The sequence below is a fragment of the Tersicoccus phoenicis genome, assembly GCF_001968835.1.
GTDB classification, from domain to species: domain Bacteria; phylum Actinomycetota; class Actinomycetes; order Actinomycetales; family Micrococcaceae; genus Tersicoccus; species Tersicoccus phoenicis.
The window spans coordinates 1-13,808 of the sequence record NZ_MRDE01000046.1; the positions used below are offsets into that span (position 1 = coordinate 1).

Annotated in this window: 12 protein-coding genes; 9 read left to right on the plus strand and 3 right to left on the minus strand. The window is 71.0% G+C overall.

The features are described from left to right. Positions 1–190 precede the first annotated feature (190 nt). Positions 191–949 (minus strand): MBL fold metallo-hydrolase, encoded by a 759-nt coding sequence (locus BKD30_RS07080; protein WP_235861548.1) that lies wholly within the window; start codon positions 947–949, stop codon positions 191–193. Between the two features lie 183 nt (positions 950–1,132). Here BKD30_RS07080 and BKD30_RS07085 point away from each other — a divergent pair, with 183 nt between their 5' ends. From BKD30_RS07085 to BKD30_RS07100, 4 genes are read left to right on the plus strand one after another with little or no spacing between them, the layout of a single operon-like run. Continuing rightward, on the plus strand, positions 1,133–1,954 hold the full coding sequence (locus BKD30_RS07085; protein ID WP_076703529.1) for a VOC family protein: 822 nt from the start codon (positions 1,133–1,135) through the stop codon (positions 1,952–1,954). A 36-nt stretch (positions 1,955–1,990) separates the two neighbouring features. After that, positions 1,991–2,710, plus strand: a complete 720-nt coding sequence (locus BKD30_RS07090) for an SOS response-associated peptidase (protein ID WP_076703530.1) — start codon at positions 1,991–1,993, stop codon at positions 2,708–2,710. Continuing rightward, the gene (locus BKD30_RS07095) at positions 2,707–3,822 is read left to right on the plus strand and encodes an AI-2E family transporter (protein WP_235861549.1); all 1,116 of its coding nucleotides are present in this window, start codon (positions 2,707–2,709) and stop codon (positions 3,820–3,822) included. The genes BKD30_RS07090 and BKD30_RS07095 overlap by 4 nt, the downstream gene beginning before the upstream one ends. A 2-nt stretch (positions 3,823–3,824) precedes the next feature. Beyond that, positions 3,825–4,472 carry a phosphatase PAP2 family protein gene (locus tag BKD30_RS07100; RefSeq protein ID WP_083956101.1) on the plus strand — a complete coding sequence of 216 codons (648 nt, stop codon included), beginning with the start codon at positions 3,825–3,827 and terminating at the stop codon, positions 4,470–4,472. A gap of 168 nt (positions 4,473–4,640) precedes the next feature. Here BKD30_RS07100 and BKD30_RS07105 read toward each other — a convergent pair whose 3' ends face one another. After that, entirely contained in the window at positions 4,641–7,331 is a 2,691-nt protein-coding gene (locus tag BKD30_RS07105) for an ATP-dependent DNA ligase (RefSeq protein WP_076703532.1), read from the minus strand. Positions 7,332–7,447: 116 nt separating this feature from the next. On the opposite strand from BKD30_RS07105, the gene ku reads away from it, so the two are divergent. From ku to BKD30_RS07120, 3 genes are read left to right on the plus strand one after another with little or no spacing between them, the layout of a single operon-like run. Then, positions 7,448–8,308, plus strand: coding sequence for a non-homologous end joining protein Ku (ku, locus tag BKD30_RS07110; protein WP_076703534.1), 861 nt, complete (start codon positions 7,448–7,450; stop codon positions 8,306–8,308). Positions 8,309–8,322: 14 nt separating this feature from the next. Further along, positions 8,323–9,582 carry an ATP-binding cassette domain-containing protein gene (locus BKD30_RS07115; RefSeq protein WP_083956102.1) on the plus strand — a complete coding sequence of 420 codons (1,260 nt, stop codon included), beginning with the start codon at positions 8,323–8,325 and terminating at the stop codon, positions 9,580–9,582. Further along, positions 9,582–10,424 (plus strand): ABC transporter permease, encoded by an 843-nt coding sequence (locus BKD30_RS07120; protein ID WP_143588107.1) that lies wholly within the window; start codon positions 9,582–9,584, stop codon positions 10,422–10,424. Before BKD30_RS07115 ends, BKD30_RS07120 begins: the two co-directional genes overlap by 1 nt. Before the next feature lie 38 nt (positions 10,425–10,462). Here BKD30_RS07120 and BKD30_RS07125 read toward each other — a convergent pair whose 3' ends face one another. Continuing rightward, positions 10,463–11,563: an NADH:flavin oxidoreductase/NADH oxidase gene (locus BKD30_RS07125; protein ID WP_076703538.1), complete on the minus strand. Its 1,101-nt coding sequence runs from the start codon at positions 11,561–11,563 to the stop codon at positions 10,463–10,465. 146 nt (positions 11,564–11,709) lie between these two features. Here BKD30_RS07125 and BKD30_RS07130 point away from each other — a divergent pair, with 146 nt between their 5' ends. Together BKD30_RS07130 and BKD30_RS07135 are read left to right on the plus strand one after the other, a co-directional pair. Then, complete coding sequence (locus tag BKD30_RS07130) at positions 11,710–12,576, plus strand: CPBP family intramembrane glutamic endopeptidase (protein ID WP_143588101.1); 867 nt, start codon at positions 11,710–11,712, stop codon at positions 12,574–12,576. A gap of 158 nt (positions 12,577–12,734) precedes the next feature. Beyond that, positions 12,735–13,808: a threonine aldolase family protein gene (locus tag BKD30_RS07135; RefSeq protein WP_076703655.1), complete on the plus strand. Its 1,074-nt coding sequence runs from the start codon at positions 12,735–12,737 to the stop codon at positions 13,806–13,808.

Consider the following 13,808-nt stretch of genomic DNA (forward strand, 5'->3'; position numbering starts at 1 on the left):
TCTCGAAGAAGGACATCATGCGCTGCCTCAAACGCCACATCGCCCGCGAGATCTACCGGGCCCTCATCAACGACCTCAGGACCCGAGACACCCACGTCCCGACTTCAACCGCCGACCTCGCGAAAGCGGCTTGACATCCATAGGAGCATCGTTCGTCATGGTCCACAGCCGGCTCCGGAACCGCAGCCGATCAGGTGACGCGCTGGCGCTTCGCCTCGGCCACGGCGTCGGCGACCCGGCCGCGCCACGGGTCGCCGTGCCCGGGCAGGGCGACGTCGGCGTCCAGCGCGGCGATGGCGTCCAGCGACGCGAGGGCCTGACGGGTGTCCGCGGTCGCGGCGGCGGAGACGATCTGCGGCCCCGCGATTCCCGTGTAGGGGTCCAGGGTGACGAGGGCGTCACCGGTGACCACGGTGCCCCGATCGGGCAATAGCAGTGCGACGTGTCCGTCGGTGTGGCCGGGAGTCGGCACCGGCACGGGCCGTCCGGGCAATGCGGCGGCGGTGGCCGCGTCGAGCGGCCGGACGTTGTCGATGCCCCGGACCGCAACGGCGCCGGCCAGCGCCATCCGGGTGAGCACCGGAACGCTGCGCGGATACCGGAACGGATAGAACAGGCGCGCCCGCTCGTGCCGGTACCGGTAGGGGTGAGCGGCGATCCAGGCGTCCGCCGGATCGAGCAGGACCGGTACGTCCAGATCCTGCTGCAGGCGGAGCGCGAAGCCGATGTGGTCGAAGTGACCGTGGGTGATGGCGAGCGCTTTGATGTCGCGCGGCGAGCGGCCCAGCTCGCCCAACGCGGCCCGCACCATCGGCCACATCGCCGGCAGCCCCGCGTCGATGAGCAGCAGCCGGGGACCGTCCTCGACCAGATAGCAGTTGACCCGGGCGTGCTCGACGCGATGCACCCCGTCCGCCTCGTTCCGGTGGAACATCGCCGCCTCCATCATCAGCACACTGTCGTTCTGGTGAATCTACCGACGGCCGGCCGCACAGGGGAAGAAGGCACGTACGCCTCTTGTCGCCGTCGACGTGCGCCCGTAGAGTGAGCGGCATCACTAGTGGACAGTGTTCACATTATCCGCGTCGGGCGCTGACGATTCCTCCCGACACCATCGTGGAAAGGCTGACTCATGAGCGCACATCCTGATCCGTGGCCCGCCGGAACGCCGTGCTGGGTGGACATGATGGTCCCCGACCTGGCTCGGACGCAGGCGTTCTACCGCGCCGTCCTCGGCTGGGACTACACCGAGCCCGTCGCCGAGTTCGGCGGATACTGCAACGCCACCGTCGACGGGCGCGTGATCGCCGGCCTGAGCCCCCAGATGGAGGGGATGGAGGGTGCCCCGACGGTCTGGACCACGTACCTGGCCACCGACGACATCGACGCCACGGCGGAGCTCGTCCGCGCGAACGGGGGGCAGGTGATCGCGCCGCCCATGCAGATCGCCGCCATGGGGTCCATGGCCGTGTTCGTCGACCCGACCGGCGCGTCCTTCGGCGCCTGGCAGTCCGGCGAGCACACCGGTTTCAACGCGGTCGACGAGCCCGGGACCATCGTGTGGGACGACGTGATGAGCACCGACTACGACGCCGCACGGCGCTTCTACGCGACCGTCTTCGGGTTCACCTACGAGGACCTGGACATGGCCGGCATGAAGTACGCGATGTTCTCCGTCGCCGGCGGAGAACGCCCCGCCGGCGGTATCGGGGAGGGCGCCGGCCCGTCCGGGTCGGCGTGGAACGTCTGCTTCAGTGTGGCCGACGTCGACGACGCCGTGGAGCGGATCGCCGACGCCGGCGGCACCGTCACCGACCAGCCCTCCGACTTCGACTTCGGCCGGATCCTCAGCGCGACCGGTCCGGACGGCGAGCGGTTCCAGCTCGTCTCCCCGCAGCGGAAGGGCGAGCAGTCGAGCGGGCAGCAGGCCGATCGGCAGCCGGCAGCCCGTTAACCTCCGGCGGACCCCTGCGGGCGGCACAATGGGGGCATGTGCGGACGCTTCGCGATGGACAAGGACGTCGACGACCTGATTCAGGCCTTCGTCGCCGACGGGGGCCGGGCCCAGGACTGGCGACCCACTTTCAGCATGGCGCCCACCATGGTCGCCCCGCTGGTGCGGGAGCACCGGGGCCGGGACGGCGCGGTGAAGCGGGAGCTCGAGCCCGCCAGTTGGGGGTTCACTCCCGGCTGGGGGAAGCCCGGCGGGCGAGCCCCGATCAACGCCCGGTTGGAGACGGTGGCCACGAACGGCTTGTTCAAACGGGCCTTCGCCGGCGCGCGAGCCATCGTCCCGATGAGCGGTTACTTCGAGTGGCAGCAGCAGGACGACGGCAAGCAGCCCTACTACCTGCACGGCCCGGACGGCGCCTCCGGGCTGCTCGCGGCGGCGGCGGTGGGCGCGGCCCGGAAGGAGGGTGACGGCTGGGCGATCAGCTTCGCCATCATCACCCGTCAGGCGCGGGACGCGTCCGGTGAGGTGCACGACCGGATGCCGGTGTTCCTCGGCCCGGAGACCTGGCAGCGCTGGCTCGACCCGGAGCCCGTCGAGGGGACCCACGCCACGGACCTGGTCCACCTGCTCGAGGAGACGTCCTCCCGGGTCGCCGCGACCATGACGCACTACGCGGTGAACCGGAAGGTCAACAACAGCCGTGCCGTCGATCCGGAGGACCCGACGTTGATCCAGCCGCTGCAGGACGACGCGTGAACGACCGCGCCCAGCACCCCGACGCGGTGGTTCGCCACCCGGACCGCGGAGCCGGCCGGCACCGACGCACACCGCGCTACCTGGCCGTCGTCCTCGGTCTGGCCGGGCTCGCGGTTTTTCTGCTGTTCGTGCAGGCGGCGCAGGACGTCGTCGCGCCGGTGTTCCTCGGCCTGAACCTGCTGATCGTCCTCTACCCGCTGCAGCGCTGGCTCGAGCATCGCGTACACCGAATGGTGGCGGCGACCGTCTCCCTCGTCATCGTCGTCGGCATCATCCTGGGCTTCTTCCTGCTCGCCGGCTGGGCCGTCAGCCAGCTCGTCGTCGAACTGCCGGCTCACAACGCCGAGTTCGTGGCCGTGTGGCGGCAGGCCCAGGCCTGGCTCGACGGCCTCGGGATCAGCAGCGCGGTGATCCAGCAGGGGCTGAACGGGGTCAGCGCCGGCAGCGTGATGGGGCTGCTGACGCCGGTGCTCTCCAACGTCACGGCCGTCACCGGTGCGGTCGCCACCCTGATCCTCGCCGTCTTCTTCCTCACCCTGGACTCGATGTCCCTGCCGGCGCGGTTGGGGATGGTCGCCGGCAGCCGACCCCACATCACCACGGCGCTGCGGTCCTTCGCCGTCGGGGTCCGCCGCTACTGGCTGGTCACCACGGTGTTCGGCCTGATCGTCGCGGTGCTGGACGTGGTGGCCCTGGCGGTGATCGGCGTGCCGCTGATCTGGGCGTGGGGCGTGCTCGCCTTCCTGACGAACTACATTCCCAACGTCGGCTTCGTGATCGGGCTGGTGCCGCCGGCGCTGCTCGCGCTGCTTTCCGGCGGCTGGGGGTCCGCACTCGCCGTCGTCATCGCCTACAGCCTGCTCAACTTCGTCATCCAGTCGATCATCCAGCCGAAGTTCACCGGTGAGTCGGTCGGCATCACCCCGGCGATGTCGTTCCTGTCGCTGATGTTCTGGTACTGGATCCTCGGCTGGATCGGTGCCCTGGTCGCCCTGCCGGCCACGCTGCTGCTCAAGGCGCTGCTGATCGACGCCGACCCGCGGGCCCGCTGGGTCAACGCGTTCATCTCCAGTTCCCCGCACCCGCCCGACGACGCCAGCCCGGCGGATTGACGGTGCCGGACACGCCGGAGTCACCGGCCGGACGCCCGGCTGCCCGGTCGCCGGAGGGGGACCCGCCGCGGACGGCCGCGGACCGGCTCGCCCGGGTGGTGGCGGAGGTGCTCGGTCCGCCCGTCCTCGCCTCGCTGTTGATGGTGATCGCCGCCCTCGCGCCGGGGGTGGGCGTGCGGACCGTGCTGGCCGCCGTCGTGGCGGTCGCGTTCACCGTCGCTGTCCCGATGACGGTGCTCGTCGTCCTCGCTCGGCGGGGCAGGATCAGCGGGCACTACGTCCCCGAGCGGTCCGAGCGCACGCCCGTGTACGCGGGCACGCTGGTCTCCGGCGGCCTCGGCATGGTGTTGCTGGTGCTGCTGCACGCGCCGCGCACCCTGTTCGCCGTGATGGGCGGCGTCGGTACCGGCCTGGTGCTCGTCCTGGTCATCACCCTGTGGTGGAAGATCTCCGCGCACACCGCGGTCGCCGCGTCGGTGGCCGTCACGCTCACCGGCTGGCTCGGTGGGCCCTGGTGGGCGATGCTCGCCGTGCCGGTCGTGGTCGCGTGGTCCCGGGTGCGGCTCCGGGTGCACACCCGGGCACAGGTGATCGCGGGTGGGGTACTCGGCGCCGTCGTCGCGCTCGATTGGCTGCCGCTGTTGCGGTGAGAGTGTCCTGGAGGGGCACGTCGCCGCACCTGCTCCCACGCACGTCGCCGCACCTGCTCCCACGCACGTCGCCGCCCCTGCTCCCACGCACCTCGCCGAGTGTGCGGGTATTGCGGTCATGAGGGCGGAATGGGTGCGTCATCCGCACTTTCGGCGGGGTCACGAACGTCACCGTGCCTCCCAACGCACCTCTGCCGGGTCCTTGTCCGGCCGCCAGCCCCGCCACACGGGGTGGCGCAGCCGACGTTCGCGGGTCAGTTCGCCGTAGCCGACCTCACCCACCCGGTCCGCCCGGAGCCAGGTCACGTCCTTCCCGTCGGCCGCGGGCACGTCCGCGGCGGCGGGCGTCTTCCGCTCCGCGCCGGCGAAATCGCCGGACATCCGGCTCAGCATCTCGTCCGTGAACCCGGTGCCGACCCGGCCCGCGTAGTGCAGGACGCCGTCGTCGTCGGGCACCGCGACGAGCAGGGACCCTATGCCCCCGGTCCGTCCCCCTCGGCCGTGGCGCCAGCCGATCACGACCACTTCCTGGGTCGCCTGGTTCTTCAGCTTGATCCACGTGCGGGCGCGTTGGCCGGGCTGGTAGACGCTGGCGGTCTTCTTGGCGACGACGCCCTCCAGCCGCAGGTCCTGGCTGGCGGCGACCGCCTCGTCGACCGATCCGTCGAACGCCTCCGGCACGTGCACGTGCCCGCCCTCGCGCACGAGTCCGGCCAACAGTTCACGCCGCTGCCGGTACGGGGCGCGCAGCAGGCTCCGCCCGCCCAGGTGCAACACGTCGAAGAGCATCACGTGCACGGGCGTGCGGCGCATCGCGGCGGCCACGTCCCGGGGCCGGGTCAGTCCCATCCGGTTCTGCAGGCGGCCGAAGTCCGGTCGGCCACCGGCAAGGGCCACGACCTCCCCGTCGAGGACCACCGGACCGGCGGCCAGCACGTCCGGGTCCAGGCGGTCGGCCAGCTCGACCAGTTCGGGGTAGGTCGTGGTGATGTCCGCGCCGTGGCGGGCGGCCAGGGTCACGCCGTCGGTCGTCACCGTGGCGATCACCCGCACGCCGTCCCACTTCATCTCGAACGCCCAGTCCGCCCCGCGCAGGTCCTCGACCGCACCGGCGGTCGCCAGCATCGGGGCGATGCCGTCGACGGCGGCCGACGGAGCGGGGGGCGTCCCGGCGTCCCGGGCGCCGGGCCCCCGGGGACTCTCGGCAGCGTGGTCGCTGTTCGTCTCGTCCTCCTTCTCGGCCGCGGCGTCCTGGTGCTCGGGTTTCGCCGACGTCCCGGTCGCGTGACCGTCACGACGACCTGCGTCGTCGTCGCCGGGCTGATCCTTCATCAAGTGCAGCAACCAGTTCTTCGCGTCCCCGCCCATGCCGGTGGCGCGGATGAACGCGAACCGGCGCGGCACCCCGCCGAGGCCGCCCTCGGACTGGCCGGTGACGGTGGCGATCACCTCCTGGCCGTCCCGCCACTTCTCCAGTTCGTAGGTGCCGTGGTCCCAGATGGTCACCTCGCCACCGCCGTACTCGCCCTTCGGGATGGTCCCGGCGAAGGTGCCGTACTCCAGCGGGTGGTCCTCGGTCCGCACGGCCAGCCGGTTCTGCTTGGTGCTCAGCGGCGGCCCCTTGGGCACCGCCCAGGAGACCAGGACGCCGGCGTGTTCGAGCCGGAAGTCCCAGTGCAGCCGGCGGGCGTGGTGCTCCTGGATGACGAAGGTCGGCGGGTTCGCCGCGTCGGAGTCGGCGGAGGGCTGCTCGTGCCGGCCCCGGGCCGCCGTCTGCGGCACCGGTTCGGGAGTCTTCCCGGCGTCCCGTTTGGCCCGGTAGGTGGCCAGCAGGTCGTCGCCCGCGCTGTCGTCGCCCGTGCCGTCGTCGCCCGTGCCGTCGTCGCCGGACCCGCCGTCGTCGCCCACGCCCGCGCCGGTGTCGTGCCGCGCCGCGGCGTCGGTGGGCGCGTGCGCCGTGGTGAGGGAGCCGACCCAACCCTGCGCGGCGATGGGATCCATCCCGGCGGCCACCCGCTCCAGGACCTCGTCGAGGCTCAGGTGCGCCAGGTCCGGGTCCTCCAGCTCCGCCCAGGTCCGGGGTGCCGCGACCGTCGGGTGCTCACGCCCGCGGAGGGAGTAGGGGCAGATCGTCGTCTTGTTCGCGTTGTTCTGACTCCAGTCGACGAGCACCTTCCCGGCCCGGAGGGTCTTCTTCATGTCGCTGACCACCAGGTCCGGGTGGTCCGCCTCCAGCGCCCGGGCGAGCTCGTGGGCGACCTGGCTGACCTGCTCCGACGTCGAGCTCGCGTCGAGCTGGGCGTACAGGTGGATGCCCTTCGACCCGGACGTCACCGGCACGGCGTCCAGGCCCATCGCGTCGAGGATCTGCCGGCACAGCCGGGCGACCTCCGCGCACTCGGGCAGGCCGGCGCCCGGGCCCGGATCGAGGTCGAGCACCAGGCGGTCCGGGTTCCGGGGCCGGTAGCTGGGGTCGAATCGCCACTGCGGGGTGTGGATCTCCAGGGCCGCGAGCTGGCCGAACCAGGCGAGCACGGCCGGCTCGTTGGCCAGCGGGTAGACGTTCGCGCTGGTGCGGTGCTCGATCTTCCCGCGCGGGATCCAGGCCGGAGCGGCGTCCTCCAGGTCCTTGCGGAAGAACACCTGGCCGGGCCGGTCCGCGGTGCCGACGCCGTTCACCCAGCGTTTCCGGGTCACCGGACGCCACGCGGCCTGCGGGATCAGCACGTGCGCCACCTGGGCGTAGTAGTGCAGCACCTCGGCCTTCGTGGTGCCCGTCGCGGGGTAGAGCACCTTCCCGAGGTTGCTCACCCGCAGCCGCCGCCCGCCGACGTCGACCGTCTGCTGCCCTGCCGCCATCGTGCCCTCCGTCTGCCCATGTCCGCGTGTCACGGCGCCCTGCCGACCGGTGCGCCCGTCCGCCGAGGACTGCCGATCCTGTACGGCGCCGCACGTGCGGTGTTTCAATGATGCGCATGAGACCGATCTGGAACGGCGCGATCACGTTCGGACTGGTGAACGTGCCGGTCAAGCTCTACGGTGCCACCGAGGACCACGACATCAAGTTCCACCAGGTGCACGACGCCGACGGCGGCCGGATCCGGTACGAGCGGCACTGCGAGGTGTGCGGGGAGAAGGTCGAGTACCAGCACATCGACAAGGCCTACGACGACGGGGAGCGCACGGTGCTGATCACCGGCGAGGACCTGGCGTCCCTGCCGGCCGCCGAGCACAACGAGATCGACGTCGTCCAGTTCGTGCCCAACGACCAGATCGACCCGATCATGCTGGAGAAGCCGTACTTCCTGGAGCCGGTGGGCAGATCCCCGAAGTCCTATCTGCTGCTGCGCCAGACCTTGGAGGACGCCGAGCAGACGGCCATCGTCAAGTTCTCGCTGCGGCAGAAGACCAGGCTCGGTGCCCTGCGGACGCGGGGCAAGGTGATGGTGCTGCAGTCGATGCTGTGGGCGGACGAGGTGCGTGACGTCGACTTCCCGGCCGTCACCAGCCGCACGAAGGTCTCGCCGCAGGAGTTGAAGATGTCCGCCGCGCTGGTCGAGCAGTTCAGCGGCGACTTCCATCCCGAGGAGTTCGAGGACGACTACCAGGTCGAACTGCGCAAGCTGGTCGACGAGAAGCTCGAGCAGGGCGACGCCTTCGACACCGCCGCGACGTTCGGCAGGAGCGCCGAGGAGGAGCCCGAGGAGGGCGGCGACGTCGTCGACCTGATGGAGGCGCTGAAGAAGAGCATCGACCGCAAGCGGGGCGGCGCGGCGAAGGAGCCCGCCCCGGCGAAGAAGCCGGCCGCCCGTTCGTCGAAGAAGAAGGGCGCCTGACTTCGAAGGACGCTATGGCCACCATCGAGACCCGCGGCATCACCAAGACCTACGCCTCTCGCTCCGGTCCCGTCCACGCCCTGACCGGGGTGGATCTGACCGTGCGCCAGGGCACCGTCCGTGGCCTGCTCGGTCCCAACGGCGCCGGCAAGACCACCGTGGTCAAGGTGCTGACCACCCTGATCCAGCCCGACGACGGTACCGCGACCATCAACGACGTCGACGTCGTCCGGCACGCGCAGCGGATCCGCCGCGTCATCGGCGTCTCCGGGCAGTACTCCGCGGTGGACGAGAACCTCACCGGCCTGGAGAACCTGGAGATGGTCGGCCGGCTCTACCACCTGAGCCGGAAACGGGCCCGGGCCCGGGCGAAGGAGCTCATCGACATGTTCGACCTGGCCGAGGCGGGTGACCGGCCGGTCAAGGGGTTCTCCGGCGGCATGCGACGGCGGATCGACCTGGCCGGGGCGCTCGTGATCAACCCGCAGGTGCTCTTCCTCGACGAACCGACCACCGGTCTGGACCCCCGCAGCCGGCTCGGCCTGTGGGACGTCATCCGCGACCTGGTCGGCGGGGGGACCACGGTGCTGCTGACCACCCAGTACCTGGAGGAGGCCGACCAGCTGGCCGACGAGATCTCGGTGATCGACGCCGGCCGGGTGATCGCCGAGGGCACGGCCGACGAGTTGAAGGCGCAGGTCGGCGGCCACCGGGTCGCCGCCACCCTGGTCGACCCGGCGGACCTGCCGATGGTGCGGGACATCATGGTCCGGCACGGGAGCGGCGAGCCGCGGCTGGACTCGGCCGGTCGGCAGGTGGACGTCGCCGTCGAGCACGGGCCCGTCGCGCTGCAGCGCGTGCTGGCCGACCTCGACGCCGCGGGCATCCGGGTGCACGATGCCGGCATCCGCCGGCCCACGCTCGACGACGTGTTCCTGCGGCTGACCGGCCACATGGCCGAGGCCGGGGAGGACGACGGGCAGCCGGGTGGCCGGCGCAAGCGGCGCGGGTCGGACGGGACGTCCTCGGACGGTGCTGGGGTGGACGGTGCTTCGCCGGACGGCACCGGGTCCGGCGGTGCTGGGTCCGAGTCCGGCGGTGCCGACGCCGGAGTCCGCACGGGAATCGCGGGACCGGTTCCGCCCGACGGCACCGGGCCCCGCGGCACGGGGCCCGACGGCAGCGAACCCGACGGCACGGGGCCCGACAGCAGCGAACCCGACGGGAAGCAGCCTCGAGAACGGGCCCGGCACCGGACCGGAGCGGAGCGATGATGACGACGGTGACGACGACGGCCCCACTGACCCCGGCCGTCACCGGTGGCCTGCAGACCCTGCTGGCGGACGGGTGGACCGTCACGTGGCGGAATCTGCTCAAGATCCGGCGCACCCCGGACATGCTGATTTTCGCGGTACTGCAGCCGATCATGTTCGTGCTGCTGTTCAGCCAGGTGTACGGGGGCTCCATCCGGGTGCAGGGCACGGACTACACGCAGTACCTGATGGCCGGCATCTTCGGGCAGACCATCGTCTTCGGCGCGACGTTCTCGGGCTCGGCCATGGCGCAGGACCTGAAGGAAGGCATCATCGACCGGTTCCGCACGTTGCCGATGAGCCCGGCCGCCGTGCTGATCGGACGGACCAACGGTGACCTCGTCCTGAACGCCATCTCGATGGTGATCATGATCCTCACCGGGTTCATCGTCGGCTGGCGGTTCACGACGTCGATCTGGTCGTTCCTGGCCGGGGTGGCCCTGCTGCTCGTGTTCGGTTACGCGTTCAGTTGGGTGATGGCACTGATCGGCATGTCCGTCCGATCACCCGAGGCGATCAACAACGCGTCGTTCATGATCCTGTTCCCGCTGACGTTCATCTCCAACGCGTTCGTCCAGTCGCAGACACTGCCCGCTCCGCTGGAGTTCATCGCCAACTGGAACCCGGTGTCCGCCCTCGTCCAGGCGGCGCGGCAGTTGTTCGGCAACCTGGGCTCGGCCCCGGTGCCGGACGCCTGGCCGATGCAGCACCCGGTGCCCACGGTGCTGATCGGCGCCGTCGTCCTGCTGGCCGTGTTCGTCCCGCTCTGCGTCGCCAAGTTCCAGCGGATCAGCTCGCGCTGACCACGCCCGAGAAGCAGTTGCCTGGTGCGTGGCGGGGGTCAGTAGACGCGAGCCGGGCTGACCCGCTGGTACTGCGGGACCCAGGTCATCTCGTGGCCGAGCCGGTGGGCCGCCCGCAGCCACCAGCGGGGGTCGGCCAGCGCAGCGCGGGCGAGGGAGACGGCGTCCGCCTGCCCGGAGAGCAGCACGTGCTCGGCCTGCACCGGGTCGGTGATCATGCCGACCGTGGAGACCGGCACCCCGGTATCCCGCCGGATCCGCTCCGCGAAGCTCGTCTGGTACCCGGCACCGCCGCGCACCTTCGGGGTCGGCAGGTTGCCTGCGGAACTGACGTCCACGAGGTCGACGCCGTGCTCGTGAGCGGCGGTGACGAACCGGGCCGAGAACGCCAGGTCCGCCTCGATGTCCTCCCAGTCGGTCGCCGAGATCCGCATCAGCAGGGGCATCGACTCCGGGATCGCGGCGCGGACGGCGTCGATCACGGCCAGCGGCAGCCGCATGCGGCCCTCGTCGTCCCCGCCCCAGCCGTCGGTGCGGTCGTTGACCAGCGGGCTGAGGAACTGGTGCAGCAGGTAGCCGTGGGCGGCGTGCAGCTCGACCGTGTCGAAGCCGGCCTCGACCGAGCGCCGGGCGGCGGCCGCGAAGTCGTTGATGACGCCGTGGATCTGGTCCTCGGTCATGGCGGCCGGCGCCGCGTAGCCGTTGAACGCGGCGTCGGTCGCGCCCAGGGTCTCCCAGCCGTGCTCGGCAGCGGGCACGGACCCGTGCTGGGCTGCGAACGGCGGGTAGGTCGACGCCTTGCGCCCGGCGTGGCCGAGCTGGATCCCGATCTTCGCGTCGAGGCCGTTGGCGTGGACGAAGTCGACGATCCGCCGCCAGGCGGCGGCCTGGTCGTCGTTCCAGATGCCGGTGTCCTGCGGGGAGATCCGTCCCTCCGGATCGACCGCCGTCGCCTCCGTCATGATCAGCGCGGCGCCGCCGACGGCGAATCCGCCCAGGTGCACGAGGTGCCAGTCGGTGGGCACCCCGGGGGCGCTCGCCGGGTCGCAGGAGTATTCGCACATCGGGGAGACCCAGCCGCGGTGGGCCAGGGTCAGCCCGCGCAGGGTCAGGGGTTCGAAGAGAGCGGGGACGGACATGGTTCCTCCGGTTCGGCACGACATCGTTTCGTCGGGTGCTAACGACGACGACGACGGTCGGCATTCCTGCCGTGATCGCCGTCACCCGGCCGACGGTGTACGCCACCGGGTGGCCCGGGGAAACAACCCGGGGAAACAATGGGCCCATGGAGAAGCCGGAAGTCACCGCCGTCCCGGCCGCCCGGGGCGGGGGGTCCGGCGTCCGGGCGAGCGAACCGTGGAAGCCGGGGTGGAGCGTCTCGCTGCTGCCCGCCCTGCTGGTCTGCCTGTCGGCGCTGTTCCTGTTCGCCCTCGAATGGCGGCCGGTGGGCTACCTCGCGATGGCAGCCGGCATCGGGCTGTGTGTCTGGCTGGACCGGGTTCTCCTGCCGGATCTGCTGCTGATCAGTGTGGGACTGGTGATCGTCTCCACCGTGTCGGTGTGCGCCGACGTCGGCTGGGCCAACATGGTGTTGCTCGGAACCGTGCTCACCCTGGCGGTCGCCGTTCCGTACCTGCTGTCGCGCTTCGGCTACGGTGACCACGCCGTCCGGTTCCGGTGGTTGTCGGGCGAGCGCTGGAACAAGCGGATGATCGCCTACCTGGTGGCGGTGCCGGCGATCGGCTGGGTCGTGCTGCCGTTCTACTTCCTCCGCAGTGGCGCCTATCTGAACTGGCCGTCACTGCAGGACGGGACCGAGGTGGCCCGATTCTTCGTCGGCGTGAACTACATGGGCTGGTGGGACGAGCTGTTCTTCATCTGCACGGTCTTCGCACTGCTGTCCCGGCACTTCTCGTTCTGGCACGCCAACGTGCTTCAGGCGATCGTCTTCGTCAGCTTCCTGTGGGAGCTCGGGTACCAGTCCTGGGGCCCGGCGCTCACCCTTCCGTTCGCGCTGCTCCAGGCCTACCTGTTCATGCGGACCCGGTCCCTGCTCTACGTGCTGTGCGTGCACCTGTTGTTCGACGTCGTGGTGTTCCTGTCGATTGTGCACGCCCGCCATCCCGACGCTCTTCCCATCTTTTGGGTTTGACCGGCCGGTCCGCCTGGTCCGTCCAGTCGGTCTGACGCCGAGACGCCGGGCGATTGGCCGAAATCCCGAGCATCGGCCACAGTAGGGACGTGAACGAATCCCAGCAGGCCGCCCACGGGTCCGAGGCGAGTGAGCAGACCGAGGCCGACTTCGCGCCGTTGTCCACCAGCGACCAGGCGGCGAGCAGCGCCCTTCCGCCGGGGCACGCCCGCACTTTCGCCTCCGACAACTACGCCGGCGTCCACCCCGAGGTGCTCGACGCCGTCGCCGCCGCCAACGCCGGCCACCAGATCTCCTACGGCGAGGACGAGTACACCGGGCGGCTGCAGGAGGTTCTCGGCCGGCACTTCGGCAGCGGGACCGCCGCGTTCCCCGTCTTCAACGGCACCGGCGCCAACGTCGTCGGCCTGCAGGCACTGCTGCCGCGCTGGGGCGCGGTGATCTGCGCGGAGACCGCGCACATCAACGTCGACGAGAACGGCGCACCCGAACGGGTCGGCGGCCTGAAGCTGCTGACCGTTCCCACGCCGGACGGCAAGCTGACCCCCGAACTGATCGACCGGCAGGCCTGGGGCTGGGGCAACGAGCACCGCGCGCAGCCGCTGGCCGTCTCCATCACCCAGACCACCGAGATGGGCACCTGCTACAGCGTCGAGGAGATCCGCGCCATCGCCGATCACGTGCACCAGCGTGGCATGAAGCTGCACCTGGACGGGGCCCGGCTCGCCAACGCCGCCGCCACCCTCGGCGAGGGGCTGCGGGCCTTCACCCGGGACGCGGGCGTGGACGCCATCTCCTTCGGCGGCACGAAGAACGGGCTGATGTTCGGGGAGGCCGTCGTCGTCTTCGACCCGGCGACGGCCACCGCGCTGCCGTACCTGCGGAAGATGGACATGCAGCTCGCCTCGAAGATGCGGTACATCTCCGCGCAGCTCGTCGCCCTGTACGAGGGTGACCTCTGGCTGACCTCCGCCCGGCACGCCAACGCCATGGCGCAGCGGCTCCGCGCCGGCGTCGAGCCGCTCGACGGCGTGCGGGTCACCCAGCAGACCCAGGCCAACGCGGTCTTCGCCGTGCTCGACCACGACGTCACCGAGCGGCTGCGCGCCCGCTTCCGGTTCTACGACTGGGACGAGGCCACCGGCGAAGTGCGGTGGATGTGCTCCTGGGACACCACCGAGGACGACGTCGACGCGTTCGTCACGGCGCTCGCGGAGGAACTCGCCCGGTAG

Coding starts and splice junctions, on each gene's coding strand:
- BKD30_RS07080 (WP_235861548.1), bottom strand. CDS start 949: ATGATGGAGGCGGCGATGTTCCACCGGAACGAGGCGGACGGGGTGCAT.
- BKD30_RS07085 (WP_076703529.1), top strand. CDS start 1,133: ATGAGCGCACATCCTGATCCGTGGCCCGCCGGAACGCCGTGCTGGGTG.
- BKD30_RS07090 (WP_076703530.1), top strand. CDS start 1,991: ATGTGCGGACGCTTCGCGATGGACAAGGACGTCGACGACCTGATTCAG.
- BKD30_RS07105 (WP_076703532.1), bottom strand. CDS start 7,331: ATGGCGGCAGGGCAGCAGACGGTCGACGTCGGCGGGCGGCGGCTGCGG.
- ku (WP_076703534.1), top strand. CDS start 7,448: ATGAGACCGATCTGGAACGGCGCGATCACGTTCGGACTGGTGAACGTG.
- BKD30_RS07115 (WP_083956102.1), top strand. CDS start 8,323: ATGGCCACCATCGAGACCCGCGGCATCACCAAGACCTACGCCTCTCGC.
- BKD30_RS07120 (WP_143588107.1), top strand. CDS start 9,582: ATGACGACGGTGACGACGACGGCCCCACTGACCCCGGCCGTCACCGGT.
- BKD30_RS07125 (WP_076703538.1), bottom strand. CDS start 11,563: ATGTCCGTCCCCGCTCTCTTCGAACCCCTGACCCTGCGCGGGCTGACC.
- BKD30_RS07130 (WP_143588101.1), top strand. CDS start 11,710: ATGGAGAAGCCGGAAGTCACCGCCGTCCCGGCCGCCCGGGGCGGGGGG.